The sequence below is a fragment of the Bdellovibrio sp. HCB209 genome, from assembly GCF_047306065.1.
GTDB lineage: Bacteria > Bdellovibrionota > Bdellovibrionia > Bdellovibrionales > Bdellovibrionaceae > Bdellovibrio.
On record NZ_CP178618.1, the window covers coordinates 3,043,927 to 3,069,102 of the forward strand.

General features: G+C 45.4%; 30 protein-coding genes and 2 riboswitches. Of the genes, 8 read left to right on the plus strand and 22 right to left on the minus strand.

The genetic code is table 11. From position 1 onward, the window contains the following. Window positions 1–91: 91 nt before the first annotated feature. A complete protein-coding gene (locus tag ACLVWP_RS14760) occupies window positions 92–358 on the minus strand; it encodes a hypothetical protein (protein ID WP_413558316.1) in 267 nt (88 codons plus the stop codon). Further along, window positions 355–906: a hypothetical protein gene (locus ACLVWP_RS14765; RefSeq protein WP_413558318.1), complete on the minus strand. Its 552-nt coding sequence runs from the start codon at window positions 904–906 to the stop codon at window positions 355–357. Before ACLVWP_RS14765 ends, ACLVWP_RS14760 begins: the two co-directional genes overlap by 4 nt. A gap of 104 nt (window positions 907–1,010) precedes the next feature. On the opposite strand from ACLVWP_RS14765, the gene ACLVWP_RS14770 reads away from it, so the two are divergent. Then, on the plus strand, window positions 1,011–1,535 hold the full coding sequence (locus tag ACLVWP_RS14770; RefSeq protein ID WP_413558319.1) for a hypothetical protein: 525 nt from the start codon (window positions 1,011–1,013) through the stop codon (window positions 1,533–1,535). 8 nt (window positions 1,536–1,543) lie between these two features. Next, a complete protein-coding gene (locus ACLVWP_RS14775; RefSeq protein WP_413558321.1) occupies window positions 1,544–1,735 on the plus strand; it encodes a hypothetical protein in 192 nt (63 codons plus the stop codon). Between the two features lie 10 nt (window positions 1,736–1,745). Here the strand turns inward: ACLVWP_RS14775 and ACLVWP_RS14780 are convergent, their stop codons facing one another. The 6 genes from ACLVWP_RS14780 to ACLVWP_RS14805 all read right to left on the minus strand — a co-directional run bounded on the left by ACLVWP_RS14780 (window position 1,746) and on the right by ACLVWP_RS14805 (window position 5,714). Further along, complete coding sequence (locus ACLVWP_RS14780; RefSeq protein WP_413558322.1) at window positions 1,746–2,399, minus strand: epoxyqueuosine reductase QueH; 654 nt, start codon at window positions 2,397–2,399, stop codon at window positions 1,746–1,748. 17 nt (window positions 2,400–2,416) lie between these two features. Beyond that, a riboswitch (adenosylcobalamin (AdoCbl) riboswitch) is annotated at window positions 2,417–2,566 on the minus strand. A 66-nt stretch (window positions 2,567–2,632) separates the two neighbouring features. Next, window positions 2,633–3,175 carry a hypothetical protein gene (locus ACLVWP_RS14785; protein ID WP_413558324.1) on the minus strand — a complete coding sequence of 181 codons (543 nt, stop codon included), beginning with the start codon at window positions 3,173–3,175 and terminating at the stop codon, window positions 2,633–2,635. 38 nt (window positions 3,176–3,213) lie between these two features. Next, entirely contained in the window at window positions 3,214–3,936 is a 723-nt protein-coding gene (locus ACLVWP_RS14790; RefSeq protein WP_413558326.1) for a hypothetical protein, read from the minus strand. 168 nt (window positions 3,937–4,104) lie between these two features. After that, the gene (locus ACLVWP_RS14795; protein WP_413558327.1) at window positions 4,105–4,566 is read right to left on the minus strand and encodes a hotdog fold domain-containing protein; all 462 of its coding nucleotides are present in this window, start codon (window positions 4,564–4,566) and stop codon (window positions 4,105–4,107) included. Between the two features lie 21 nt (window positions 4,567–4,587). After that, on the minus strand, window positions 4,588–4,842 hold the full coding sequence (locus tag ACLVWP_RS14800) for a YdcH family protein (protein WP_413558329.1): 255 nt from the start codon (window positions 4,840–4,842) through the stop codon (window positions 4,588–4,590). Between the two features lie 62 nt (window positions 4,843–4,904). Further along, window positions 4,905–5,714 (minus strand): class II glutamine amidotransferase, encoded by an 810-nt coding sequence (locus ACLVWP_RS14805; protein WP_413558330.1) that lies wholly within the window; start codon window positions 5,712–5,714, stop codon window positions 4,905–4,907. 213 nt (window positions 5,715–5,927) lie between these two features. On the opposite strand from ACLVWP_RS14805, the gene ACLVWP_RS14810 reads away from it, so the two are divergent. Then, window positions 5,928–7,001: a hypothetical protein gene (locus tag ACLVWP_RS14810; protein ID WP_413558331.1), complete on the plus strand. Its 1,074-nt coding sequence runs from the start codon at window positions 5,928–5,930 to the stop codon at window positions 6,999–7,001. Here ACLVWP_RS14810 and ACLVWP_RS14815 read toward each other — a convergent pair. The 5 genes from ACLVWP_RS14815 to ACLVWP_RS14835 all read right to left on the minus strand — a co-directional run bounded on the left by ACLVWP_RS14815 (window position 6,984) and on the right by ACLVWP_RS14835 (window position 11,570). Then, window positions 6,984–7,772, minus strand: a complete 789-nt coding sequence (locus tag ACLVWP_RS14815; RefSeq protein WP_413558333.1) for a S1 family peptidase — start codon at window positions 7,770–7,772, stop codon at window positions 6,984–6,986. The two genes, ACLVWP_RS14810 and ACLVWP_RS14815, sit on opposite strands and share 18 nt — an antisense overlap. 105 nt (window positions 7,773–7,877) lie before the next feature. Further along, window positions 7,878–8,120 carry a cupin domain-containing protein gene (locus ACLVWP_RS14820; RefSeq protein WP_413558334.1) on the minus strand — a complete coding sequence of 81 codons (243 nt, stop codon included), beginning with the start codon at window positions 8,118–8,120 and terminating at the stop codon, window positions 7,878–7,880. A 447-nt stretch (window positions 8,121–8,567) separates the two neighbouring features. After that, on the minus strand, window positions 8,568–9,392 hold the full coding sequence (locus ACLVWP_RS14825) for a DUF3014 domain-containing protein (RefSeq protein WP_413558336.1): 825 nt from the start codon (window positions 9,390–9,392) through the stop codon (window positions 8,568–8,570). 117 nt (window positions 9,393–9,509) lie between these two features. Continuing rightward, window positions 9,510–11,117 carry a S8 family serine peptidase gene (locus ACLVWP_RS14830; RefSeq protein WP_413558338.1) on the minus strand — a complete coding sequence of 536 codons (1,608 nt, stop codon included), beginning with the start codon at window positions 11,115–11,117 and terminating at the stop codon, window positions 9,510–9,512. Window positions 11,118–11,126: 9 nt separating this feature from the next. Then, window positions 11,127–11,570 carry a hypothetical protein gene (locus ACLVWP_RS14835; RefSeq protein WP_413558340.1) on the minus strand — a complete coding sequence of 148 codons (444 nt, stop codon included), beginning with the start codon at window positions 11,568–11,570 and terminating at the stop codon, window positions 11,127–11,129. A 234-nt stretch (window positions 11,571–11,804) separates the two neighbouring features. Between ACLVWP_RS14835 and ACLVWP_RS14840 the strand changes: the two genes are divergently transcribed. Next, window positions 11,805–12,230, plus strand: a complete 426-nt coding sequence (locus tag ACLVWP_RS14840; RefSeq protein WP_413558341.1) for a DUF2141 domain-containing protein — start codon at window positions 11,805–11,807, stop codon at window positions 12,228–12,230. Between the two features lie 105 nt (window positions 12,231–12,335). Here the strand turns inward: ACLVWP_RS14840 and ACLVWP_RS14845 are convergent, their stop codons facing one another. The 4 genes from ACLVWP_RS14845 to ACLVWP_RS14860 all read right to left on the minus strand — a co-directional run bounded on the left by ACLVWP_RS14845 (window position 12,336) and on the right by ACLVWP_RS14860 (window position 15,589). After that, window positions 12,336–12,599: a zf-TFIIB domain-containing protein gene (locus ACLVWP_RS14845; RefSeq protein ID WP_413558343.1), complete on the minus strand. Its 264-nt coding sequence runs from the start codon at window positions 12,597–12,599 to the stop codon at window positions 12,336–12,338. A gap of 94 nt (window positions 12,600–12,693) precedes the next feature. Continuing rightward, the gene (locus ACLVWP_RS14850) at window positions 12,694–13,689 is read right to left on the minus strand and encodes an EamA family transporter (protein ID WP_413558344.1); all 996 of its coding nucleotides are present in this window, start codon (window positions 13,687–13,689) and stop codon (window positions 12,694–12,696) included. 32 nt (window positions 13,690–13,721) lie between these two features. Continuing rightward, window positions 13,722–13,818, minus strand: a riboswitch (purine riboswitch). A gap of 153 nt (window positions 13,819–13,971) precedes the next feature. Further along, a complete protein-coding gene (locus ACLVWP_RS14855) occupies window positions 13,972–14,427 on the minus strand; it encodes a PepSY domain-containing protein (protein WP_413558346.1) in 456 nt (151 codons plus the stop codon). A gap of 25 nt (window positions 14,428–14,452) precedes the next feature. Continuing rightward, window positions 14,453–15,589, minus strand: coding sequence for an aldo/keto reductase (locus tag ACLVWP_RS14860; protein ID WP_413558347.1), 1,137 nt, complete (start codon window positions 15,587–15,589; stop codon window positions 14,453–14,455). A 154-nt stretch (window positions 15,590–15,743) separates the two neighbouring features. Between ACLVWP_RS14860 and ACLVWP_RS14865 the strand changes: the two genes are divergently transcribed. Then, window positions 15,744–16,151 (plus strand): VOC family protein, encoded by a 408-nt coding sequence (locus ACLVWP_RS14865; RefSeq protein ID WP_413558348.1) that lies wholly within the window; start codon window positions 15,744–15,746, stop codon window positions 16,149–16,151. A 3-nt stretch (window positions 16,152–16,154) separates the two neighbouring features. On the opposite strand, the gene ACLVWP_RS14870 is transcribed toward ACLVWP_RS14865, so the two are convergent. The 4 genes from ACLVWP_RS14870 to ACLVWP_RS14885 all read right to left on the minus strand — a co-directional run bounded on the left by ACLVWP_RS14870 (window position 16,155) and on the right by ACLVWP_RS14885 (window position 19,825). Continuing rightward, window positions 16,155–17,222 carry a linear amide C-N hydrolase gene (locus ACLVWP_RS14870; protein ID WP_413558349.1) on the minus strand — a complete coding sequence of 356 codons (1,068 nt, stop codon included), beginning with the start codon at window positions 17,220–17,222 and terminating at the stop codon, window positions 16,155–16,157. 195 nt (window positions 17,223–17,417) lie between these two features. After that, window positions 17,418–17,897: a hypothetical protein gene (locus ACLVWP_RS14875; RefSeq protein WP_413558351.1), complete on the minus strand. Its 480-nt coding sequence runs from the start codon at window positions 17,895–17,897 to the stop codon at window positions 17,418–17,420. Between the two features lie 188 nt (window positions 17,898–18,085). Further along, complete coding sequence (locus ACLVWP_RS14880; RefSeq protein ID WP_413558352.1) at window positions 18,086–19,264, minus strand: hypothetical protein; 1,179 nt, start codon at window positions 19,262–19,264, stop codon at window positions 18,086–18,088. Between the two features lie 246 nt (window positions 19,265–19,510). Next, window positions 19,511–19,825: a hypothetical protein gene (locus ACLVWP_RS14885; RefSeq protein WP_413558354.1), complete on the minus strand. Its 315-nt coding sequence runs from the start codon at window positions 19,823–19,825 to the stop codon at window positions 19,511–19,513. A gap of 230 nt (window positions 19,826–20,055) precedes the next feature. Here ACLVWP_RS14885 and ACLVWP_RS14890 point away from each other — a divergent pair, with 230 nt between their 5' ends. The 3 genes from ACLVWP_RS14890 (at window position 20,056) to ACLVWP_RS14900 (ending at window position 24,435) form a co-directional block, all read left to right on the plus strand. Then, a complete protein-coding gene (locus tag ACLVWP_RS14890; protein WP_413558356.1) occupies window positions 20,056–20,571 on the plus strand; it encodes an outer membrane beta-barrel protein in 516 nt (171 codons plus the stop codon). A gap of 174 nt (window positions 20,572–20,745) precedes the next feature. After that, complete coding sequence (locus ACLVWP_RS14895; RefSeq protein WP_413558358.1) at window positions 20,746–21,327, plus strand: Ig-like domain-containing protein; 582 nt, start codon at window positions 20,746–20,748, stop codon at window positions 21,325–21,327. A 9-nt stretch (window positions 21,328–21,336) separates the two neighbouring features. Beyond that, window positions 21,337–24,435 carry a beta strand repeat-containing protein gene (locus tag ACLVWP_RS14900; protein WP_413558359.1) on the plus strand — a complete coding sequence of 1,033 codons (3,099 nt, stop codon included), beginning with the start codon at window positions 21,337–21,339 and terminating at the stop codon, window positions 24,433–24,435. Here the strand turns inward: ACLVWP_RS14900 and ACLVWP_RS14905 are convergent, their stop codons facing one another. Then, window positions 24,436–25,167, minus strand: coding sequence for a response regulator transcription factor (locus ACLVWP_RS14905; RefSeq protein ID WP_413558361.1), 732 nt, complete (start codon window positions 25,165–25,167; stop codon window positions 24,436–24,438). It abuts the gene before it with no gap. Window positions 25,168–25,176: the final 9 nt, after the last annotated feature.

Genomic DNA, 25,176 nt, shown 5'->3' on the forward strand with positions numbered 1-25,176 from the left:
CTTGCGGCCCATTGGGCCACATATGACTCATGTTTATTACTTTTGATCGAGCGTCATCCTGAGTCTTATCGATCAAAAGTAATAATCTGATTCAATACTTATTTTTGGCCTTACGGAAACTTAGATGCTCCAAATACCCGCAAAGACTGATCGGGCCTCCACCCATCCACTTTTCAGATTTAGATGGCCCCACCGGGCGCCCTAAAAAGTTCGGAGAACCCCATGTGCTCGTTCGAGACTCATAGACCAGATTAGCCTGGGCTCTCAATATACTGCGCTGAATGACATCGATATTCTCAACACCTGCGATGGCTGTGATGATGCTCAGGCACCAAAATATCAGACTCGTTAAACTCATATCTCTCCTTTTATAACTACCTGTTTAGATTCAAACCTTGCAACTATCTTTTTAACTGCCTTATTGTGCCAAGCCTTGGCCTTTCGGGGCTTAAGCATATTAGCATTAAGGTATCGAGTGATTTCATTGGCATCTCGTCCCTGTTTCCATTGGCGATGAATTTTAAGTAATACGTCGTATTCAAACGGGTTCTCAACCAGACGGCCTTGGAAGTAACAGTAGCCAAAAGGTGGAGGTATTTTCGTCTTACGGGTGCGCCATCGGCTGACGTCAGCAGGGCTCGGATTTTTAGGGCTGAGTTCCGCGCCGGCTTTGATCAAATAATTTCTGACAGTGGTTTTGGAGATATTCAGCTCTTTGCCAATATCGCGCAAAGAAAGGCCTTTCCTGTAAAGGTCAGCACATTCTTGTGAATTATTCTGCTTCACTTGGAAATTTATCTTAATAAAATCACTAACTTGGTAGGGTTCGCATAATAGTGGCGCCGGGCGACCATTTATTATCTTTATATTTAAACCCAGTGGAAACACTGGGTTTTTTATTTCCAAAATTCCTCTGTAAAGGCTTCACCTCCTACGAAAGCCTGCAAATTCACTTCAAAAAATGCCCCAGCTCAGCTATTTAAGTCGAATCAACGAAAAAGTGAGTGCTTGTGATCAGTAAGAAATTTGAAATCAGTGATGACGTTGTCGCTATTGGCGCGACTCCCATAGAAATTGCTAAAATCCAAATTGAAAGCGCCATTGAAATGCTCTTTCAAGGTCATCATCCGATTGCCATCCATACAGTTGCTGAATCCGGCTTACAAATCGCACGCGAGTTGGCAGCAGATAAAGAACTGCCACAGGTGCAAAATTTGGAAATCGCAGATATTTCCTTCGATTCATTAAAAACCTTCTCTGGTATTCGACAAGATCTAAACGACATGACGATCTTTTGGGCGATTCAATTTTATGAAGCGTTGGGTGGCAAGCAGACAGCGGCCATGCATTCCTTCACTGCAGGCGTCGTGATGAGATTTCCTGACTTAGCAAAAACCGAGGTTGCGGGGCTAACCCCTGAAATCACGGCCATCGCAAAAAAACTGACACGCGAAGAATTCCTACGCTACGGCGCTGCCAGCATCAACAGTGCAAGAGCTCGTGCAGAACAAAAGCAAACCGAAACGCTTCAATAGGAGGCACAATGGCTAATTCTCAAGACCCTAAAAATAATGTTCTGACTGATATTCCTGAACAGCTGACGGCTGAGGCGGAGTTGCTTGAAGAAACTATTGAGTCTGTTGATACGCTTGAGGATTTCACGAAGGCCCTCATGGAGAGCCTGACTTCGAAACTTCATGCGAATATCGACGAGATCTTTAAGCAGAACAAATAGTTCTGCTTTTTTATTTGTAGTACTTTTCGCCAAGACGAATTGGTGAATGGCCTCTTTCAACACGTGCGCGATTGGTGTCACGCAAAGAATAAACGCAACCGCAGTATTCTTGCTGGTAAAAGTTCTCGCGCTTACTGATTTCAATCATGCGGGCGGAACCGCCTTTTTTACGCCAGTTGTAGTCCCAGTATTTAATGCCTTCGTATTTTGAAGCCGAGCGATGACCACAGTCATTGATTTGATCCATGTTCTTCCAGCGAGAAATACCTAAGCAACTTGTGATTGTCGAAAAGCCATTCTCGTAAGCGTACAACGCCGTTCTTTCAAAGCGCATATCAAAACACATCGTGCAACGAATACCACGTTCTGGCTCCATCTCCATGCCTTTAGCACGAGCAAACCAGTTGTCGGTGTCGTAATCCGCATCGATGAATGGAATATTCATCTGCTCGGCAAAACGGATGTTCTCCTCTTTGCGGATTTCGTATTCCTTCAATGGATGGATATTGGGATTATAGAAAAAAATAGAGAATTCGATTCCGGAAGCTTGAATGGCCTCCATCACTTCTCCCGAACAAGGAGCACAACAAGAATGCAGCAAGAGTTTGCCGTCACCATCTGGTAGTTCAAGCTTCAATCTATCGGATTGGTCCGATGAATTCATAAAAAGTCCTTCCTTCGAGGCTTGTCGAAAACTCCGGCAAAAGAATCGTCGACAAAAAATAAACCTAACGCAGGGATCGGACTCAGAAGATCAACCTTCCATACCGTTGCGGGACAGTGCCGGATTCACACCGGACTTCACCTGAACATTAGATGAAGCATCTAGATTCATTGATGCAGATAAATCAAATTAAATTGGTCAAACCGCCCCCTGAAGGGGCTTATTGACGCATCCTAGTTCTCGATAAACGACGTGGGATCGATTACATAGTAACGTTTGAACTCCGTCGATCCATCGGCAGACTCGCTCGGCATGCCCAGGAAAATTCGACCTTTGCGAGTGGAATCTTTCTCTCCGTACAAAACAGAATAAACCATGCTGCCTACCGAAGACATCGCCACAGCCCCGCATTTCACGCCAGACACATCTTTGCTTTGTCCAACGGACCAATCCGTGAATCCGCAATAGTTCGTCTGATTGAATTTTTCTGCCACTGATTCCGTCATGGCAGTCATTTGAACTTTCAATACTGTCATATCGATCATCTGATATGTTCTTAAAACTTTATAAGAATAATCTGTCTGCACAGAAGGCGCTGCGCACTCGCTGTCAGAAAAGAGCTGATAAGATCTGATCCAACTTTGATCAGTAATCTGCAATTGCTCACTGCTCGAAACAGTTTCATATTTCTGACATGGTTTAGAATAAGCGCCGTCAAAGTTGATTGAAGGGGCTGCGAATACGATGTTTGAAAAAATAAGAATTAGATTAATCATGCTCGCAGTTTATTGGTCTATGAGCAGCTGTCAATCTGTTAAGGAAAGCTTGTGTCTTGGGCTTGTCCATTCACGAAAACCGCGCGGAGCATTTTGCATCTGGCTGGATCATCTGCGTCGTCGCAATTTGCACTTAGCAAGCGCATTTTTGAAGCCGTCTGACGGCCCACGGGACCTGGTCGCAAGATAACTGAGGCATAAGCGTCTCCCGCAAATCCTGAAACGCCTCTTTCTCCCATGTGACAATCACGACAGCTTGTTCCGAAAGCGGCGCGAATCGAATCGTAAGGAGCTGCAACATCTAACTCGGATACGACGGGAAATTGAACTTCCGCTTTTACGGACTCTGATGAAGAAATCACCTGACTGAACTCTACGAAGTTACGGCCAATGCCTTTCGGAATTACACTGACGATTAATTTATCAATGATTATGAAAATTCGGGGGCTATTGGAATCTGGTGAGGGCTGTGCGCTGCCCGTGCTTTCAAAAGAATAAACCTTTAGCGGCTTCGGAAGATTTTCGATCAGGCATGGAATGCTGAGGGGCTTGGGCAGAACATTAATCAGAGTTGTCACATCGTCGATGCTTTTGGGATTGCGGTACTGTGCTGAAGCAAGGACACAATTATCACTCGATACAGAGCCTGACTCTAACTCCTCGTTCAGACTGCGCGCCAATTCGAAGCCTTCGCAGTTCACAAATGCGGTCATCAGCAGCAGCGAAAGAATTAACCATTTAATAGCCGCTGCTTTCCGCAAAACCCAACCCCTTGCAAGAGCGAACCAACAATTTAGTGTAGCAAAAAATCAATCCTCCGAGCCAGAGGCCCTCAGAGATGATCGACTATTACTGGTCTTTTGCATCAAGTTGAGACAGGCATTTTAATGCCCCGTTGGAGACTTTGACTTCAAAAATTCCAGATGAACTTATTTTTTTGGTCTGTCGCTCACATACACTGTGATGTCAGCTTCGAAGACGACTTGATTATTTGTATCCGTCACCACGACTGGTACGACGTGATCACCCGGCGTAAGGGTTTTGATTTGTGGGAACTGGCAATTCGCCGTTAGGTCTGTGGCGCATTTTTTTAGATAGCGCACAGTCATTCCCTTAGGAATCCAGCGCAGGTGATTTGGCAAGCCTGCTTCCATCGTAAAACCAAAAGCCATTTCGCAGAGATTGCAAACTGCGATGGCGTGCACGGTTCCGATGTGATTCAGAACTTTCTTTCTTTTTTTCAGAATGATGATGCAACTGGTTTCAGTGAGCTCTTGCACAAAAGGCGAGATACTTTTGAAGTAAGGAGCTCTGGCTGCCGCAATTCTTGAAAAGACCTGTTTGCCCAATGGGTACTTAGACAATTTTTCGAAAAGCTTTGCTACGTTCATCGGAGCTCCTGAAGTGAGACTTTATTTCTGGTTGTAGGCTTCTGCTGCTTTTTGCATAGCTTCTTTAAGGTGCAAGCGCTTGATCTTAAGATCCTTCATCACTTCGTCCGTCAAGAACTCCAGGCCCTCTTCACTTTTAGTGATTTGTTCATCGATCTTATTATGATCTTGCATCAGCTTTTGAAAGTGAGCGTCGGATGTTTTCAAGTGATGAATAGCATCCGCTAGTTCTGGGAATTCAACGGCAAGATTGTGAGATAGTAGATTTGTTTTCATGGTAAAACGCTAACACCTAAAGAGTCACTACGGCAACCTCTAAGCGGAACAAACAGCTGCGATTAACAACGGATTTTTTCTGCCGGGCCGGAGATCGTTTCGCGGCTATCAAGGACTTGGCCATCGCGGAAGATCCATAAGCTGCCGGGTTTCATGGGTGTCCATGTTTCATTGTTAGTTAACGGCGTCGTAGCGATGATTGCCACGCGATCCAGTGGTGTCGTCAAAGAATTGAAATCGACCTTGAGGTCTTCATCTTTCAGTTCGGCTGTTGGGAATGGAGCCTTGCGCACGATATAGGTCAAATTTGTGGAGGCGTGTGCGAATAAAAAATCTCCGTTGGTTAAAAGGAAATTAAACTCCCCATGCGGACAAATTTCCAGGGTCAGTTCATGAATCGCAGAGAAAAGTTTGTCTTCGGCAGGAAAAACGTCTCCGAACTTTTTCTGCAGACCTTGCATGATCCAGCAAAAGGCTTTCTCGCTATCAGTAGAGCCCACAGGCCTAAAAGTTCCATCCAAAACAGGATCGAAGTTTAGAATATTCCCGTTATGCGCAAAAACCCAGTAACTCCCCCACAACTCACGCATAAAGGGATGAGTGTTTTCTAAAGACACTACACCTTGAGTGGCTTTGCGGATATGAGCGATCACGTTGGTAGATTTAATCGGATAGTTTCGCACCAATTCTGCGATCGGAGAATGTGCTGATGGCAAAGGGTCTAGGAATTGACGAACACCTCGGCCTTCGAAAAAGGCAATCCCCCAACCGTCTTGGTGTGCATCTGTAAGACCACCACGAGCTTTGAATCCCGTGAATGAAAAACAAATATCTGTGGGTACGTTACAGTTCATCCCTAGCAGCTGGCACATTAAAAACTCCTGACTCCATTTTATCAGCGAAAGCTCCATCCGCAAACTTCTTTAGACGGGTTTTAAGCGAATATTTGCACTCATCTCTGAGTCGGCCTAAGATTTATCATAATGACATTACCGAAACTCACCCCAGGCAAAAAACTCCATGTCGTCGCACTCCTCATAGGGCTTCTATGGACTCTGCATCTTATGAACTCCGAAAATATTTCGGTGAGTGAAACGGCCTGGACTTTTTGGGCGATGAGTTTTGTCTTCTCACCTTTCGTGGCTTTTACCGCTTACGCCATCAGCCTCAGTAAAATTGGTAAAGAGCCGCATAAAAATATTTACCTCTCTATCGTCGGCAGAACTCTGCTGTTTGTGATGAGTCTTGGTATCAGCATCTTCATCCATGGCTTTATAGGTGTGTTTATGTCAGTGGCTCTGCCGATGGAGCCTCTCAATGTTTACGGTCCCAATGGTTATATCAATCATTTCGAATGGCCTTATCTGTTCGATATTATCGGCAAGTATCCAGCGCTGATCGTTGGCTTTCTTTGCCTAAAGACTTCGGCCGCTGCGGTAAAAACCGAAGACCTGCAAACAGGACACGGATTGGTCCGTCATGGCGTTCTGGCTTTGTTTTTCGGAGTTATCGGAAAACTGATGGATCATTTCTCAGCACCAGGTGCTCTTGGGTTTTGCATTCTGACTTTTGCACCCTGGGTATTGATTGTGGCCCGAGATATTCACTCTAAAGCTCGCGCTAAGGAAGCAGATCTTTCTCCGGAGCCCTCGTTGCCCGCGCACTTTATCGATAAAGCCAGCGCATTCTGGGGCTCTGTCGTCTTGTTGTTTGGATTGGTTTTCCTAACTGCCACAGTGGTTTTTACGATTTATATTTTCAAAACCACGCAAACCCCAGGCTTGAAAGAATTTTTAGCAAGCGGTCTGTTGTTCGTCTTTTTTGGTGGGTTTGGATCTGTCACAACCGTTGCCGGTCTGGCTATGATTTTTGGTTATACCAAGGTGTCCATCTACCCTGATGTTGTCAGACTCGAGTCACTGTTTAGAAGTTCGGTCTTTAGAATTCATCGTTGGTCTGAACAGACTTCTCAGTTCAGACTCGAAAAAGCGATCGAACGTTCTACAGATACTGAAGGTGGCAGATACACCACCTATTCGGTCAAATACACTCATAAGAGTGATTCAAAAAAGAATATTACTTTGTATCGAAGCTATCACCCCGATGATCTTGACGCCAAGTTCGCCGCTTGGAAGCAGGCTCTACCTAAGTTCGAATAAAGGTAGCTTCACAGAACGTATCCACTCAATATTTTGTTCTGTGATGGGCACGAAGTAAGTCGCTCCACCGCCACATTTTGGACCAGATATTGAGTTTTCAACAGCGATGAGTTTTAAGACACCATCGACATCACGAAGATAAGCACTTCCGCCTGAGTCTCCATGACAAGCACCTGGGCCATCTTCTCTGAACACTCCCACCTCAAGGCCATTGTAGCGATTGAAGCCACGCAGGGGTAACGAGAAAAAGGCTTTCGTTCCCTTTGGACCATCATTTTCAAGCATGCCGTAACCAACATGAATAAGATCACGTCCAATCATCGACGACTTAGCCACTGCTAAAGGTGCCGGAGTGATTTGATACTTTTGCAAATCCACGTCTTCGCTTAACACTAACAACGCCAGATCACTGTAAACAGAATCGCTCGGCGGATGCATGATTGCCGATTGCACGCGGTACTGTGCTTTCAAGAAAGGAATTGCGGACTCTGCGGGTGAGTCCCCAACATAAATCCACGTCCGCTGAACAAACTGCTCTGGAGTTACTTTGAAAGCTTTCGCCCCCAGCAACAGGCAGTGCGCAGCGGTGATGACTACACGAGGACCAATCAGCGTTCCACTGCAATAGCTCTGAGAATCCGTAGCACCATCCACGGCTTTAAAGGCCAAAGCAACTGATTGGCGGTAAGAACCATCTCGGATGACGGAGCCGCCGACAATAGCAAGAGAGAACACTGGAATTTGCAAAAGGAAAATCAAAAGGAATTTCATGCCTTCTTCTACGAAGACTTCCCTATTCTGCCAACTTAAATATTAGGATTTAGGCTCGATAAACATGATATGGCACTCTGCCTCAGCCGAAGGATTGTTTCGTACTCAGCGGGGCACGATATACATATCACCTTGGTTGAGAGTGATGGTCTCTGTGTCCATCAGAATTTTCAACTGCCCCTTAAGGACCATGAATATCTTGTCTTCATCTTCGTGGGTATGCCACCCAAGCTCCCCTTTGATCTTAGCTACTTTGATACACGCAGATTCAATTTCGGAGACAACTACGGGTGACCATAGTTCGTTAAGAGATTCGGCGATGGCATAGGGAGATGTAACGGTATTCATAAGTATCCTTGTTTCGGTATCGAAGCAAAGTACCAATAAAATGCAATCGCGTCTTAACTAATCTCTTAAGATCTCATTGATGAAAATGAATCGAACACTAAACGCAGTGATGTCTCACATTGAGTCACGGATTACAAAAAACGTTCTCCAAAAACAACCGTTTCCCACCGATAAGTAAGGACCGGAAAGGCGCTGAGCGGGATTAATATGAACTATGTAGGAAAAATCGCTAATTGGACGTTTCTACTTTGTATTGGATTTTCAGCGGCATGCTATTCCTACAAAGTACTCTTACAAGAGATGCGCGATCCTGCCCCCATTTGTAAAACAGATGCTCCATCCCTTAGTGCTGGCATGAAGCAACTTGCCGACTATACCAAACAACCTTTGAAACCAAGATCACAAGTTATCGATGAAATAGTCGGCGAGGAACCTGTAGCTCAATAATTATTGCGAGCTCGCCAATAGAGATCTTAGTTCTTTCAAGCGTTCTTTTAAAAGCGCGGTGTGCGCAGGACCAATTCTGTACAACACTTTTTGCACAGCTGGTGCTGCCTCTAATTCTGCATCTTCGAATACAAAACGACCGCCATCAATGATCAGCGATGCATTCGCTGCGGGCTCTTTCGCTGCAATAACTTGATCCAGAACATCAATGACTCGGTCATTGAAATATCCCTTCCGACCCATTTCAGCGTAAGCAGATTGAAGCAGCGGATAAATACGAACATAAAAGGATGAGATCGTTTTAAGGTCCGCTGATTTCAAAAGTGCGGCGTAGGAATCATAACGGCGATAGTTCGCTTCGTTGATACGGACCATGTCTCCATTCGCTGTTGTTTTGAAATCCCCATTAACCGTTTCAAAAATCGTAGCCTGAGCCGGGATCTTAGTTTCTGTGGCATTTTCAAACATCAAAACAAAATGACGAACGAAGTTTTCAATGCGGATCAGCTCGTGACCTTCGTCAGATCCAAAGAATGACTTCCAACGTTTAGCGATTTCAGATCCAACAGTTTCTTGAGTCAATGGAGCAGGCTTTTGTGCTCCCGCTGCATCTTCTGAATTTTCAGTCGTACTTGGTACAGGATGCTGAGGGCCGTTTGCAGTATCATCAACGGCTACACCCGATGCAGGTTCTTGCGTCGTGGATTCTGTAGTTTGCTCAGGCACGGCACTTGGATTCCATCGCACATACAGTGCAACTCCCAATGCCAGGACGGCCACAACTAAAAGAGCAGAGACTATTTTGATATCAATCTTGTTACGCATACACACCTCCCCTTTATTTCATCTCTTTTTAAGGGGAATTGTCACGATGAAGATAATAAAAAAGGTGCGCCATATGATGTGCGCACCTACAAAAAATCGAATTTCTTTCAAATATCGCTATTTGATTTTCTTATACTTCTTACGAACTTCGTAAGCGCCGTCTACAGCAGCCTTAGCATTCACTAGGCCTTTGCCCGTTTGATTTGGAAGCTCTGATTTGATGGGAGTAGCTGTACCATCCATGATCTGACGGATTTTCCAAGATGTGATGCCTGGAACCACGGATTTCATCAAAGCCACAACTCCCGCCACATAAGGTGACGCCATAGATGTTCCGCTGAACTCAGCGTAATCAGAAGCTTGGATTTCTAAACGCACTACCAATGCAGGCGCCTTGATAAGATTTGCGATCAAGCTTTCGCCCGCAGTTTTTTCAACCATGATCACAGGGATTTTGATTTCATTTGGGTCTTCGCTCAATGAGCCACTTACCAAAGCAGAATCATTGTTCGCGATGATGATCGCCGCAGCACCTGCATTTTGCGCATTTTTGATTTTATCAAGCAATGGCAAGTTGCCACGTTTCACCACTAGGATTTTTCCAGCGACTGCTGCTTTCGCAAGATCTTCAACACTGCCGAATTCAGCAAACACCGCAGATTGCTTTAAAGCTGTCGTCGGAACACCTGTGAAAGTAACTGCCGGAAGACTTTGGAAAGTTCCAGATTCAGTTTGGAAGCTTGATAAAGCCTCGCGCCCCATTCCCAATGGAACAGAGGAGCGAATGCCCACACCTGGAGCCATCAAATCTAATGCCGCACTCCAGTTTGAAAACGCAGCACGTTTGCCATCCATATCCACAGCACCCACCGCAGATACCGCTGGGTATCCCGCAGGCAATGGAGTTGCTTCCATACCGTTGTTACCCATAGCTGCTACAACCGGAACTTGTGCACCATCAAGTTGGTTGATCATGAATCTTTCAACCACGCTACCAGCACCACCCAACGACATGTTCACAACGTCTACGTCTTCACGCAAAGCCCAGCCAAGTGCCTTAGCAACAGCATCGTTTGAACAACCTTTTGCTCCGCAAACTTTAGCGATCAAAAGTGACGCTTCAGGAGCAACACCCACAGCTTCGATAGCCGCGTCACCTGCGATGATTCCCGCAACGTGAGTTCCGTGTCCACCGTCATCTTTAGCTTCAGTTTCGCTGCCTTCACCTGTGAAGTTACGAACTTGTTCAATACGACCGGCAAAGGCTGGATGATTTTTATCGATACCTGAATCGATAACCATAACACGCGCACCCTTACCACGGCTCATCGGCCATACTTCTGGTGCTTTGATCATTTTAAGACCTTGTGAGGGCGGAACTTGCGCCGTCATCAAGCTCATGCGTTTAAAACCTGAAGCTGGAGTTGGAACAATTTGCACACGAGGAGCTGCGAACATTTTTTGTTGCTCGATGAAGTTTAGATCCTTCGCATCTGCATATTTCAAAATCTGTTCTTGGTTCTGAGCTTCAACGATCAGAATTTGCACCTCTGCCAATTCCTCTTGCAAAGAAATGCCAGATGCATTGGTTTGGATCAAAGATTTGAAAGCTTCAGCGCGAGCAGCATCTTTGAATGAAATCAAAAATTTTGCCGCGTTCGCTGAAGTAGCGCCCAAAGACAATGTTAATACTGCGATGAGGGTGAAATACTTTTGGTAGTTCATGTCAGTTCCTTATTTTCTTGTGCAGTTATAGACGTGACGGATGTTCATCGGTGCTTTGTCAGGACAAAGAAGGATTGTCACATCATCCATTTCGATGTCTTTACCCTTAGGAGTAAAGATCGTGATTGAATCCACAGCCAAAGGCATGGTTGGACAAATCGCTGACGACACATGAGTTTGCATACGGGCGCGCAGGCTTTCACCTTCGCAGCTTGTTGTATAAGTTGTCGGGAAGCCATCGCCTTTGCTGCGTGTTTCAGAAACACCATTAGCCACAAGCTTTGTGCCATTGATTTGATAAATCACTTGGCCCTTTTCAGTGCTTTTACTAATGCTAAAAGAATTCACCGGACCGGAGTCAGATGTACAGTCAAAATTGCCCGCAAGCTCAGGGCATGCAAAGGCTGGAACAGTCATAAGAACGATAGATAAATTAAGTAAAGTTTTAAGCATGGGCTGGGGTTAAAGGTTTGGTTTAGGCTTGTCAATAATTGCAGAGCAATTCAGGGAATTGAGACCCAAATGATGCGTTACTGTAAATCAACTGCTACGATTCGCTGCACCCAAAGGGCTCGCCTCGGCGCGTAAAGCCGCTACCACATAGCCTTTGATGGATTCAATTTAATCCTTACCCCATTGACCGGAATGGTGTGATTTGAAAGAACAATCGCACTTTAAGGAGTACTCATGAAACTTATCGCTTTTCTAATGGCATCTCTTTTCTTGGTTCCCACGGCTTACAGCGCCACTATTACTATTGAAGGATTCAGAAACACGAAAGGCTTTGCCGCTGTTAGCGTATTTCATGAAAGAGAGCAGCGCGCTTTCCCAGGTGAGGCTGATAAAGCCATCAAAACTCTTTATGTTCCAGTTCCTAAGAATTCAAAATTGGAATTTACTTTGGACAACATGCCTGCTGGTAAATACGCAGTCGCGATCCTTCACGATGAAGACGGCAATAAAAAATTGAACACTGTTTTGGGCTACCCTCGCGAGGGTTTCGGATTTTCGAACAATCCAACGATCTTGGTTGGCGCTCCGGCCTTTTCAAAATGCGCGGTAGAGCTTCTGGACGACACGACAGTTAAAATTAAGATGAAGTATTTCTACTAAAATAAAAAGGACCGCCGAAACATCGACGGTCCTTTTCTATTGACCCGCTGAAGTTACTACTTGTAACGGAAGCCTTCGTGACGTTTACCAATTTAAATACAGCGTTTAATCGAACAACTCTTCAAAGAAAGATTTCTTTCTTTTGTAAGGTTTATGGCCGTAGCCGCTGTTGCCGTAGGGATTGTGTTGTGGGTAAGGATCTTGAGCCGGTTTTGCGCTGGCTTCGTTTTCTTTTTCAGAGCGCTCTAGAATTTTATCTAGCTCGCCTTTATCGAGCCAAATACCACGGCAATCAGGGCAGTAGTCGATCTCGACACCTTTGCGTTCGCTCATAACCAAGTCTTTATCTTTACAGTGAGGGCATTTCATAACAACCTTCCTTTCAATACAGGAAGACTACCAAAGATGCACATCATCGAAATAATCGATAATTATAAGCAAGATCTTCGTTTAAATAAATGACTTAGGCGCGGCCTGATTTATTTCCGGGTGCGATCAATTTATAGTTTAGCAGAACAATCGCAGAGATAATCACTGCGACACCCAACCACTGAGTTGCGATCACTTGCTCATTTAAGAAAATGAATGCAATCGTCACCGCAAATGGTAGTTCCACAGATGATAAGATACTGCCTAAGCCAACGCCCACAATAGGAAAGCCTTTGTTCAGCATGATTGGCGGAATGATCGTTCCAAAGATTGCAACAATAAGACCGTACGTTAAAAAGATCTGCGGATTAAATGGCTGATTGCGAATGAATTCCTCGCCTACCCAGTACAATTCAAAATAATGAGGCCCAACCTGAGTTAGCAAACCAAAAACAGTCACCACGATACCACCGCTGTAAACCATGAACTGACTGCGCTTCACCGGAGGCAAATGGGAAGCCACGCTGCTGGTAGAAAACATCGTCCAACTGAACGACATCGCAGACACCAAGCCCAAGATCACGCCTCGGATATCTAAAGCTCCATGAGAAGAACCCAAAACATTCGTCGCTAGCAAAGTACCGAACAAGATCATCACAACCGCAAAAATCTTATCTAGCTTCGGGAAGCTCTTGGTTTGGAAAGCCTCAACAACCACACCCATCCAAACTGACTGCATCAGCAAGACAACGGCAACGGAAGCATCGATGTATTTAACGGCAAGATAATAGAACACGCTGGTCAAACCAACAGGGATCCCCGCGACCATAAGTTTGCGAATATCCGTCGCTGTTACTTTAGGTGCAGTTTTATCAACAAAGAAACCCATGATCGTCAAAACCAAGGCACCCCAGAAAAACTGAGCAATCGTGACTTCGGCAGTTGTAAAATTCTGTTTGTAGGAAAGCTTTACGAAAGTTGAAAGCATGCCGTAACTGGATGAGCCCAATACGACAAAAAGAATGCCCAAGGCAAAATTATTAAGACGCGTGTTCGCAGGAATTTCAAGCTGACTAGACTGATCAAACATTAAGTACTACCACTGACTAAAAGTTATTATTGTCAGTTAATAGGAGTACCAATAGTCAACTCTTGTGGTAGTTGGTAGAGACGTTCAACCGAATCTTGAACATATATTAGACCGTATTAACACCTCTAAAATTAACAGCAGTCCAAGAGATTTGCAATTCGCAATCTCAATTTCGATCTTTCCTCAAGTCTTAAGAATCGCCGACAATGGCAGCTAGCGTTAGCAGTGCCCTATTGAAATATATAAGAGCCCGGAAGAGGATTTCCGAGCTCTTTTAAGATCTTAATCTTTCTTTTCCTTAACCAGCGCCCCATCTTTAGCACTGATCAGGTATTCCATTTTCTTACCGTTTTCGAATCCCTCAAGTTCGTAAACCCAGCCGTGCATAAAGGACTTTTTGTAAGACCAGTCGCCCGATGGAGTTTTACCCGCTTTATTCAAAGACTCGAGTGCTTGAGCCAAGGTCAACATTCCATTGCCTGGAACAAAAACATCGCCCGCTGCTGCGGCATCACCGGAAGCATCATCAATACTACCGTCACGATTGAATTCCACTTCCATCAACGTTTGTTTTACCGTTGTCAGTTTGTACTCGTGACCATCTTGTCTGACGACTTTCGCTTCAGGAACGATCTTCAACAAGCTTTCACGAATTTGTGCATCGTCGGCTTTTTTAGCCTGGGCTTGTAAAGAAATAGCAGGAATACCAGCGATTAAAACGAAAAGTACTTTCATCATATTGTCTCCTTTGTTGTTCAAGTTCTTAACCCGGAATAGGTGCTTCTTTATGAATTAAATTTTGCTGACGTAGTTCTTCCCAAAAAGCTTTGGGAACTTTGGCTCCATGCAGGGATTGATAGTCCTCTGATATTTGCTTGGCACTTCTTGCTCCTACTAACACAGACGTCACCACCGGATGAGCCATGCTGAACTGTAAAGCCGCGGTACGCAGATCAACCTTGTGCTTCTTTGCGATCGCGCGAATTTTCTCTCGCTTAGCAGCCATTTCTGCAGGAGCGGGATTGCGAGAGTAGTTCCAACGATCATTGCCCGCCAAATAACCACAGTTCAATGGTGAGCCTACAGCCACACGCACTTTGCTTTTTTCGAGTGCTGGAAAAGTTTTCTCCAAAGCCTCGTTATGATCTAGGAGTGAGTACTGTGTCGCCATCAAACAAATATCAGGTTCACTGATAGATAAAGATCTGAGAGCGGCATCGGGACGGTTGATACCAAAGCCCCAAGCCTTGATCAGACCTTCTTTTTTCATTTTAGCAAGCTCAGGGATGGCACCCTTTGCTGCTTGCTCATAATAGAAATCAAATTTATCTGCGATCTCCATATTGTCGGGTGAAAGGTCATGAATAAAAACGATATCCAGTTTCGCCAACCCAAGACGTTGCAAACTGTCTTCAATAGATTTGCGAGTGCCCGCAGCAGTGTAATCATAGATAGATTCTGCATAGTATCTGCCCGTCCAAATACCACGCTTACTAGTATCTAAATTCGTCGGCTTCAAAAGACGGCCCACCTTGGTAGAGATGATGAACTCTTCTTGATTCTTGGAACTCAAGAACGCTCCCATACGACGTTCACTCACTCCAAAACCATAACGAGGTGACGTATCGAAATAGCGAATGCCTTTATCCCAAGCCATTTGCAAAGTTTTTAGCGAATCCTCAGGCTCTGTGGGAATCCATGCACCAGCTAACGGCACACCACCTAGTCCCAAAACTTTTCCCATGTCATTGCCATTCAAAGAAATCGTAGGGGCATTTTTGGTCTGAGCTGTGTCGCCTTTTTTAGCAGGAGCTGCAAACGCTGAGTTTGCAAATGGAGAAGAAGCCGCAAGCATCGCTCCGCTTGCCATCAGCTTCATAAAATCACGTCGGTCTTGCATATCGAAAAACTCCTCTGTGTATTTTAGTCCAGGCACGATTGTGCCAGTTTCAAAACACAGAGTCGACTTTCGATTGCATGTTAATCATCGCCACGAATCATGATTGAGATACCAAAGAACTCTCAATACACTTTTAATAAAATCAGAGGTGCAAATGCTCCAGTCTGTACTAATCAATATTGATGTCGATGATATCACTAAGGCCATCCAGTTTTACACGGATGGATTAGGTCTCAGGTTAGGCCGACGCTTTGATAACAACTTCGTGGAACTATTGGGCTTACCTTCACCGATCTATTTACTACAGAATGATTCTGGCACCGTCCCCTTTCCAAATGCTAAAGAAAGCAGAAACTACTCCCGACATTGGAGTCCTCTGCATTTGGATTTTATCGTGGATAATATCGAAGCTGACGCTCACAGAGTTGTCAGCCACGGGGCAAAAATTGAGAGGGAGATTACCGTCAAACCTTACGGAAAAATCGCTCAATTCTCAGATCCCTTTGGTCATGGCTTCTGTTTGATTGAATTCAGTCCAAAGGGATATGACGCTCTTTTGTGAGTGCTATCGCTTGCCGATTTTTTTCTTTTCTTCGATTTTCATGAAATCAAAAGCTTTTGTCGGCTTGAAATACCCCGAAATATCTCCGTTAAGATCATAGTTCTTAACTAAAGTTATTTTTTGTACAGGCGCACTCCTTTTAAAGTCCAAACGATCAAGCTGCACCCACACAATGCTTGGACTCAGAGTGTTCTCGTAAAAATAAATTCCCTTGGTCATATCAGCAACAGTTCTCCAGCGTGTCGTCGATATATACGGACGCGCTGGATCTGGAGCACCAAAGGGCTGCGAGACATTTCTAAGCACACTGAAAACTCCAGCAATGGACTCGCGATGATTCGTTGGTTGTGGCAATTGTTGTGCGTAATAAGCGGCACGCACGAAACGATCTGCGGCAGCTGTGGTCCCCGGCAAATCCTTTGAACCACCCAGGCCCTTATACTGTTTCAATGTTTCTAATTGCTGATCGTAAGGAGGAGAATTGGTCATTACTTTAAAACTGCGATCATGATAGGTCTGAAGCTCCCCATCAATATATTCAAAAACGACCGAGTCACCTTTCTTATCTGAGATCGCAAGATGAACCGTTCCTTCTCTCGATCCTCCTGAAGTTGGCAACGACGCCGTTTGAACTTGAAAAGGCGTGTCCTTCATGGATTTCAAAGCCTCGTCCACCGTTTCAAAATTATCCAGAAAATACTGCGCCCACAAACTTGCTGCAAGTCCTGGCACTTTTTCATCACGATCCCCAAAGTCACTTTCAGAGAGATAAAGCAGATTGGCAGTCAGGCCTTTTTCATTCACACCATCCGCAGTGCCAATATCGTACGCTGTTAAAATCACGCTGCCATACTTTGCGGTCCACTTCAGCGGATTGACAGGCACTCCTCCTTGACGCTCGATCCCCCTGGGCAAAAGCCACATGTTAGAACCGATGTCTTCGAACCAATCCATATTTCGTCCGACAACGACATCGTTGTCTTTTGTGTCCCATAAAAATCGAGTGCAGGGATAGGCAGGTTGAATAACAAGGAAGGGCATTAAAAGAGCAAACAGTCTACGCACACTCATGAGATCTCCTGTTGGTGATATCATCATAGGCGCAAATTTCTGCTGCTCGCAATCGAACTACCGTAGATACAACAGTAAACAATCCAGTATTCAGGATATCGTGGGAGTAAGTGATGAAAAGTTTGTTAGCTGTCAGTTGATTGATTCTTGCCAAAAAAAAAGGCTCCCCGAAGGGAGCCTCTCATTTACGACATCTTAGTTTACAGATGCGTTGTCACAGTTAGGTACTGTGTATGATTTGTTGAACAAGAACACTTCACGTCCTTTATTCAATTTACGACCAACTTTTACGTTTACTGTCATTGGGTAAGTACCAGTGTAAGTCATCGGAGTGCACACAACTTTGTTATAAGAAGCATCACAGAAGTCTTCTTTATGAACATAGTTAATTGGAGTTGAAAGGATCAAAGTTTCAACAGTTTTGAATTTCGTTGGACCATCACCCAAAGTTGAATCGTTAACAACAACGTCAACTGGAGCTTTAGTGCGAAGAGAATCACCATCACGGCAAACGAATGTATAATCAATAGCACGGCCCATATAAACTACTGGAGCGTGGATAACATAAGGACCTTTTGCAGCGAAAATTTCTTCCCAAGATGAATTCGCAGAAAGAGCAGCAGAAGCAGTTTGACCAACAAGAAGCGCGGCAAGAGCCATAACGATCTTTTTCATTAATATCTCCTTTAGAGTTTTGACTTGATTCGCTGCGTAAAATGCCCAAACTTACGCAGTTTCTCAATGGAGAATTGGCGGACCGCCCTCTTTCTGAAAAAGTTTCTTGTGACATTTGTGAAGATGAACAGCTGGTAATGAAAAAGCCCGCTTTTGGCGGGCTTTTTGGAGTCATACTAGGTTTAAAATTACCACAAAATAGGGTTAGCGGCGGCCCCGATAAAGACCAAGCCTGTATCTTTAATCAGAGTGGTTTTACCTGTGCTTAAATCCACTCGCACCAAGCTGCCCTTACCGCTAAATCCGTAAAGAGCCTTTGAAGCGAAACCCAAACCAAAGATATCTTTCTTATCGAAACATGCGATCTCTTTCGTCGTTTTGGTCGCTGGATCAATTTTTAAGACACCTTGAGAGCCACCCGCCTTCGCGTTCTTACACAATGTCGAAGTGGCATTTGTGATTGTCCAATACAGGTAACCATCAGGCAGAAGCTTAACGTCACCACCATACATCGTATATCCGGCGCTCGCAGGGATAACGGTCGATTTCACACCGTCAGATGCAATGGAAATTAAACTGTTCGTTTGGTTTGAACTGCCAGGGTTGTGCTCCTCTGACAAAATAAACTGCTTACCGTCAGGTCCAACAGTCATGCCCACTGCGCGATCACCACGAGTCACCAATGATCCACGCACGTGAGTTGCTACTCCCGTTGAAGCGTCGACCTTATAAAGGCTGTAGCCACCAGATTCGTCGTCGTCTTTCGCGAACAACTCACCTGATGAGTTAATAGCCATATCGGAGCATTCAAGTTTTCTGCCATTGTAAGTCAGATTTACTGTCTTAAGAACGGTGCCCGTTTGCGGATCTAAACTATAAAGATAGCCATCTAAGTTACAGCCATAGAAAGGGGCTGTTGCGATAGAGCTTTCAACCACCTTAACTGTGATCTTGGCGCTGGCGATATTATTCTGACTGTCTGTGATTGTATAAGTCATAGTCGCCGTGCCCACTGCGCTAGAAACAAAATCATAGCCAGAGGATTTCGACGTCAGAGTTCCCAAGTTAGGTTGCCCTACGCTTTGAACCTTCAATGAACTGCCAGAGTTTGCGGCGATAATACTCGCATTGGAAATACTCAAGGAGACGTTCACATTTGTAGCCAATGTGATGTCATTCGCCTTCAACCCATCATAGGAACCAGTATCCGGAGTATTTGTTGTGTCCTCCGGTGGAGCTGAGTCTGTGGACGAAGCCAAACTCACTGGCGCTTGCGAAAAATTCGCCTGTGAACAGTTTTGAAACGATGCAACTGAAACAACCGCTAAAGCAATGAAGCCGAACATTTGATACTTAGGCATTTTCACCCCATCCCCCTACTTTGATGAGCAACACGTGGGCCAACTACTGTTCGGTTTAATTCGCATAGGCCGTTAACAAAACTAACGCCGTCTAAACTTTAGTAGTCAAATCTCATTCCAGGAGGTTCCCTTAGGAGGTCTTTTTCACTGGGAAACATAGAGGGGAAATCGTGATTCTAGAGGGGAAATCGTGATTCTAGAGGGGAAAATAAAAAAGGCAGCCCTTGGGCTGCCTTTAAAAGTTGGCTTGGATTAGTTCCAGCAGTCTTCGTGATTGTAACCACGTTGGCAGTCTGGATTGATATCACGGCAAGCTGTACCGCATTTGTAGATCCCTTTTTTCCATCCACCCCAGCAGTACTTTGTTGTTTTGTGATAGCCCTTAGGACAAACATTTGTTGTCGGCTTACAAACAGCAGAAACTTCTGCTTGGTTGTTATCACATGCTTGAGTCAAAGCTTTCATTTCAACTTCACCGTATTGATTAGAAATCATCACGCCTTCATAAGCATGAGCAAGAGTTGAGAAAGAACATACGAAAAGAACGACTGCGATCAGTTTCTTCATTTGAGATCCTTTGATATGGGGTTTGTTTTCGGCGGGACCATAACCAAGTTTCGACAAATTGGAAAGGCGCAAATTTCCCTTCAAGCGGGGCAGAACTCCCCTGCACTCTGAAACGAATTGCCTCACAACCAATATATAAGCTTTACATGGTGGACTCGATCTTGCTCTTACAAAAGTCTCGTGGATTTTTTCTGCGCGAATCATCAGCAAGTCAGCAAAGGAGATACATCATGAAGACACTGATTGCCGTACTTATCGGACTAACTATTGCCACAGTTGCCAATGCACAAAACAGAGAGGACCTACGCTCTGGCACAAACACAATCAAACTTCTTGGAGGTTCGGTTCAAGCCGCTTCTGCATTCGGTCTTGATTACGAACGCCGCACAGGCAGCTTTGGCTTGGGTGGTAAAATCCTCCACTCCACTAAAAATGCGGACTCCGGAAAATCCGAAAGCACGACTCTAGATGTCCATGCGGTGTCTCATTTATTTGATCGCAGTGATATGGATGTTTATATTGCCGGTGGTATCGGCGTCACTAATATGGATGACGTTTTGGATACAACAGACAACACAACAAGCGATGAAACTCTTGTCGGTCCCACTCTAGGTATCGGTGTTGTGTACACTCTAAACCCACAATGGTCTTTGGGCTTTGAGTACTACACTCTTTATAACTGGTTTAGCGAAAAAGTTTCCGACAACTACAATTTTGCCAATGTTGCTCTTGGTTTTAATTTCTAGTTAATAACCTTACTTACAGGCAGGCGAAGGGCGAGATGGATTTCGCTCTTCGCCCCTGAACTAGACTAGCTTCAGATTTCTTGAGATTTAATATTTTAACCAATTATCGGTTGTTTATAGAGTTTCAACGAATCTTGATCGGCAAAAAACGAGCTAATATAAGATCCTCATCGCATGCACGAAATGCGATTTCACAAATTCATTACTAACATCACGCTTTTTATAGGACTTTGCCTTTTTCAGGCAGGCTGCTTTAATTCTTCTTTTCAACCTTCCCTGACAACACCTATCCCCACTAATGATGGCACCAGTGTTATTGAAATCAGCGAGGGTAATATCGCCGATGGCATCACTCCCACGGAGCTTTCAGTTTGGATTAAATCTGCGGCAGGCATTCCTGCTGAGGGCGTCCTGCCAACCATCTCTACGTCTGCCACTAATATCGTGGTTGTTCCGTGCAATGTGACTGATTCAAATGGACTGTCTCGCTGCAAGGTTTACTCGACCTCTGCAGGCAAAAAATCCTTTACCATCACGAGTCCATTTAGCTCTATTACATTAGAAATCGATTTTCTTCGTCCAAAGGCGCTACATGGATCTTTCGCCGTGGTCAGCGGCTCAACTTACCAAAGCGTTCCGGCGGGCAACAAAGTTATCTCAGCCAGTGGGATTGTTGAAAGCAATATCAATCAAAAAGACAACGCAGGCATCGATCGCCTGCATTCATCGCATTTAAGCACCATCATAAATGAGTAACGGGGAAAGATGAAAGCAACACTATTCACAACAACTCTATTAATCGCTTCTGCAAGCTTCGCGGCTCGCTCCCCTGCTAACTTCACTTATCAAGGTAAGCTCATTAAATCCAACGGCACAGATCCTGTCGAATCAGCCTCTGTGAATTTTAAAATTCAATTGCGCTCGCCAGATGGTGGCTGTTTGTTGTTTGAAGAAACTCACAATCGCGACATGACGAACTCCGGCGGCGTCTTTTCCTTGATTATCGGTGAAGGAACGAACACTAATACGTCAGCTCTTACCATGGAGCAGGTTTTCGATAACTCTACAGTTAAAAACGGTGCGAGTGGCTGCTCTTACACGCCTGCTGCTGGCGATACTCGCCGCTTAAGATTCAGCTATGATGACGGCACCGAAGCGGTGACTTTGCCTACAGATCAAACCTTACGAAGCGTTCCTTTCGCTATCAACTCTTCCTTTCTTCAGGGATTAGGCAAAGACGCTTTTATTCAGGTCAATGGATCTACGAATCAAGCAAAGATCGACTCTTTGACTGCGATCTCTACCACGCTCACTGGCGTTGCCGGTGGTACTTCTCCGTATTACGCAAAAACATCCGACTTGCCTGTTTCGGGTGGAGTCTTGAATCTAACATCCGGTGGCGTTCGTGTTCCCGACTCACCTGTAACTAATGATTCTGCAGTAAATAAAAACTATTCTGATTCTTATGTCGGCGGAAAAACAATCGACCTCACCGGTCTCGCAAATGGCCAGGTGTTAACTTGGAATTCTTCGCAAAATAAGTGGGCCCTGACTCAACCCACTCATGGAACTTTGACCTCCATCACTGCAGGTACGGGACTCGCAGGTGGAACTATCACGTCTTCTGGAACAATCTCTCTTGCAACAGTCGGCACTGCTGGTACTTATGCAAAAGTTACGGTGGATGCCTATGGCCGTGTGACTTCAAGCACGTCGCTTATTGAAAGTGACATTCCGAATATCACGTTACCAGGCAAGATCTCAGGCTCTGCCATCACTTCCGGCACTATTGGCGGCAACACACAAATTTCGACCACCGGAAATATCACAACAACGGGAACAGTCACAGCCAATGCACTCAGTGCTCAATCCGTCAGTTCTCAGACCGTTCGCGTTTTCAATTTAAGTAATACCAACAAGGTCACGATCCAAGCGCCAGGCTCTTTATCAACCGACTATACTCTGTCCCTTCCAACAGGAGCGGGCTCAGCTGGACAAGTACTCACAACAGATGGCAGCGGTATTCTTTCTTGGATATCTCCGAATGCTATGGCGGTTACGAGCGTCTCGGGATCAGCTCCGATCACTATCAGTGGTCCCGCACTGAGCCCGACGGTTTCCATATCCACTGCAACAACTTCAGCTATGGGTGCTGTGCAATTAGCTACTGATGGCGGTACGACTTCGGGAACAGTTGTTCAAGCCACTGATTCTCGATTGACGAATGGACGTGCTCCGGTTGGAAATGCCACGGGCGATCTTTCAGGAACTTATCCATCTCCGACAGTGAACAAGGTTCAAGGAATTACCTACTCCTCGCTAACACCGGTGACGGGCCAGTTCTATCGCTTCAATGGAACTAGTATGGTTCCAGCATTTGTCGCAGCCGCAGATCTTAAATCAGCAGCAGGCTTAACCCAACTTCCTGCAAGCTGTGGAGCGGGACAAGCATTGACCTACAGCTCGGCAACTGATTTGTTTTCTTGCACTACTATCGATACTTCACCGACTGGCTCAGCGAGTGGTGACTTAAGTGGATCCTATCCCTCACCGACAGTACAAAAAATCCAAGGCATCGCATTTTCAAGTACAACTCCAGCAACGGCCCAAGTTTACAAGTACAGTGGTTCACAATTCAGTCCCGCTTACGTTAACTTATCTGATCTAAGAACTTCTGCGGGGGCTGCACAAATTCCCACGAGCTGTACAAGTGCTCAAACCATGGTTTACAGTTCGGCTTCGGATTCATTTATTTGTACCAACATATCTCTCTCTGGTGGAAGCGTTGCCGGACTTGGCACGGCTGCAACTAAAAATGCGCCCTCATCAGGCAATGCTGCCAGCACCGAAGTTGTTCTGGGTTCTGATACTCGACTCACAGATGCACGCACTCCGACAGGAAGTGCCGGTGGAGATCTTACAGGCACTTTCCCTAATCCAACTCTTTCCACAACTGGCGTAAGCACTGGCACTTACACTAAGGTCAATGTCGACACCAAAGGTCGCATTACGTCAGGAGCCACTCTAACGGCTGCAGATATTCCGACTCTTGCTTGGTCCAAATTAACTAGCACACCCACAACTGTTGCTGGATATGGAATCACCGATGCAGGAACAGTGACATCTATCACCGCTGGCACAGGTTTAACCGGAGGCACGATCACAGGAACAGGAACTATCGCTGTCGATGTGGGAACAACTGCCAATAAAATTGTTCAACTAGATGCCAATGCCAAACTTCCGGCAGTTGATGCATCGAATGTCAGTGGCCTTCCACCATTCAGAAATATGCAAGTGGTCTCTTCGACTGCGACCTGGACTCCACCTGCCGGAGTCACCAAAGTTTATATCCAAATTTGGGGTGCTGGCGGTGGCGGCGGTGGTGGATCTAGTGATCTACTCGCACCTCCAGGAGGTTCTGGTGGAGGTGGTGGTGCTTATGCATCGGGATTTTTCACTCTTGCTGACTCAAATGCCGTGACTGTAACTATCGGAACAGGTGGCAACAAAGGCAACGCAGGCCAAACAGGTAGTGCTGGTGGTACTTCAAGCTTTGGAAGTTATATTTCTGCCAGTGGTGGACTTGGTGGCCCCATGGGTGGGTCCACTCCTATCGCCGGAGGCACTTCCACAGCAACGATGGCGATCACGGGTGGCTGGGGATTTCCACCAGCCAGTAGCTTCGGAGGAATGGGTGGCGCTTCTGGAATGGGAGGCAGTCCCTCTCCAGGATCAACAGCTGCAGGACAAACTGGAGCCAACGCCATCTGTTCAGGATGTGGTGGCGGAGGCGGCGGTGGCGTCACAGGAGCGGGAACCGCTGGTGGCAACGGCTCCGCAGGTCGAGTGATCGTTTATTGGTAACTACTGAGTAATATCGCGCTCAGTGTCCTTTATTTCATTGGGCGTGGTAAACGTATATCCTTGTTTAAAAATCGAACGCAATTGGGAGCCCGGTGCTCCCAGTTTTTTTCTTAACGAAGATATATGTGTATCCACTGTGTGTTTTGAAACGTAAAGACTATCTCCCCAAAACATTTCCAAAAGTTTTTGTCTGGAAAAGACTTTACCTTCATTCTTCATAAAATGACTTAGCAATTTAAATTCTATCGGCGTCAACGGGAGAGGCGTTTCTCCGCCCTCTTCACTGATCGCAAATATCTTATGCAAAGATAAATCCACTCTAAATCCGGAAATAACAAATGATGAACCAGCAGATTTGCTGCGACGAAGTTTACCACGAACTCGAGCTTTCAGCTCCTCAGGATCAAATGGCTTCGTGACGTAGTCATCGCCACCCACTTCAAAACCCTGGACCTTACTGGCGACTTCGGTTTTTCCGGTCAGAAAGATCACGGGCATATCCGCGAATTTTCTCTCTGCTCGCAAATCACGACAGAACTCGAATCCATTTGCATCAGGTAAGCTGACATCTAATAACAATAGTGAATAGATGCCTTTTTCAAGCTCTTTGCGTCCTTCATCCGCGGAGCTTACGCTATACAAACTGCAAATACCTTCAACTGCGTGACGAACAATTGCCTGCATTTCTCTTGAATCCTCAACTAGCAAAACTCTCTTCTTTTGTGTTTCCATAACCCTATT

Bases quoted from the DNA above. Each gene is read 5' to 3' on its own strand.
- ACLVWP_RS14820 (WP_413558334.1), bottom strand. From the start codon at position 8,120: ATGAATACCGTTACATCTCCCTATGCCATCGCCGAATCTCTTAACGAA.
- ACLVWP_RS14885 (WP_413558354.1), bottom strand. From the start codon at position 19,825: ATGAAGAAACTGATCGCAGTCGTTCTTTTCGTATGTTCTTTCTCAACT.
- ACLVWP_RS14785 (WP_413558324.1), bottom strand. From the start codon at position 3,175: ATGATTAATCTAATTCTTATTTTTTCAAACATCGTATTCGCAGCCCCT.
- ACLVWP_RS14805 (WP_413558330.1), bottom strand. From the start codon at position 5,714: ATGTGCCAGCTGCTAGGGATGAACTGTAACGTACCCACAGATATTTGT.
- ACLVWP_RS14775 (WP_413558321.1), top strand. From the start codon at position 1,544: ATGGCTAATTCTCAAGACCCTAAAAATAATGTTCTGACTGATATTCCT.
- ACLVWP_RS14895 (WP_413558358.1), top strand. From the start codon at position 20,746: ATGCACGAAATGCGATTTCACAAATTCATTACTAACATCACGCTTTTT.
- ACLVWP_RS14825 (WP_413558336.1), bottom strand. From the start codon at position 9,392: ATGCGTAACAAGATTGATATCAAAATAGTCTCTGCTCTTTTAGTTGTG.
- ACLVWP_RS14865 (WP_413558348.1), top strand. From the start codon at position 15,744: ATGCTCCAGTCTGTACTAATCAATATTGATGTCGATGATATCACTAAG.
- ACLVWP_RS14890 (WP_413558356.1), top strand. From the start codon at position 20,056: ATGAAGACACTGATTGCCGTACTTATCGGACTAACTATTGCCACAGTT.
- ACLVWP_RS14855 (WP_413558346.1), bottom strand. From the start codon at position 14,427: ATGATGAAAGTACTTTTCGTTTTAATCGCTGGTATTCCTGCTATTTCT.
- ACLVWP_RS14860 (WP_413558347.1), bottom strand. From the start codon at position 15,589: ATGCAAGACCGACGTGATTTTATGAAGCTGATGGCAAGCGGAGCGATG.
- ACLVWP_RS14760 (WP_413558316.1), bottom strand. From the start codon at position 358: ATGAGTTTAACGAGTCTGATATTTTGGTGCCTGAGCATCATCACAGCC.
- ACLVWP_RS14830 (WP_413558338.1), bottom strand. From the start codon at position 11,117: ATGAACTACCAAAAGTATTTCACCCTCATCGCAGTATTAACATTGTCT.
- ACLVWP_RS14815 (WP_413558333.1), bottom strand. From the start codon at position 7,772: ATGAAATTCCTTTTGATTTTCCTTTTGCAAATTCCAGTGTTCTCTCTT.
- ACLVWP_RS14850 (WP_413558344.1), bottom strand. From the start codon at position 13,689: ATGTTTGATCAGTCTAGTCAGCTTGAAATTCCTGCGAACACGCGTCTT.
- ACLVWP_RS14870 (WP_413558349.1), bottom strand. From the start codon at position 17,222: ATGAGTGTGCGTAGACTGTTTGCTCTTTTAATGCCCTTCCTTGTTATT.
- ACLVWP_RS14875 (WP_413558351.1), bottom strand. From the start codon at position 17,897: ATGAAAAAGATCGTTATGGCTCTTGCCGCGCTTCTTGTTGGTCAAACT.
- ACLVWP_RS14845 (WP_413558343.1), bottom strand. From the start codon at position 12,599: ATGAAATGCCCTCACTGTAAAGATAAAGACTTGGTTATGAGCGAACGC.
- ACLVWP_RS14795 (WP_413558327.1), bottom strand. From the start codon at position 4,566: ATGAACGTAGCAAAGCTTTTCGAAAAATTGTCTAAGTACCCATTGGGC.
- ACLVWP_RS14800 (WP_413558329.1), bottom strand. From the start codon at position 4,842: ATGAAAACAAATCTACTATCTCACAATCTTGCCGTTGAATTCCCAGAA.
- ACLVWP_RS14900 (WP_413558359.1), top strand. From the start codon at position 21,337: ATGAAAGCAACACTATTCACAACAACTCTATTAATCGCTTCTGCAAGC.
- ACLVWP_RS14840 (WP_413558341.1), top strand. From the start codon at position 11,805: ATGAAACTTATCGCTTTTCTAATGGCATCTCTTTTCTTGGTTCCCACG.
- ACLVWP_RS14780 (WP_413558322.1), bottom strand. From the start codon at position 2,399: ATGAATTCATCGGACCAATCCGATAGATTGAAGCTTGAACTACCAGAT.
- ACLVWP_RS14905 (WP_413558361.1), bottom strand. From the start codon at position 25,167: ATGGAAACACAAAAGAAGAGAGTTTTGCTAGTTGAGGATTCAAGAGAA.
- ACLVWP_RS14835 (WP_413558340.1), bottom strand. From the start codon at position 11,570: ATGCTTAAAACTTTACTTAATTTATCTATCGTTCTTATGACTGTTCCA.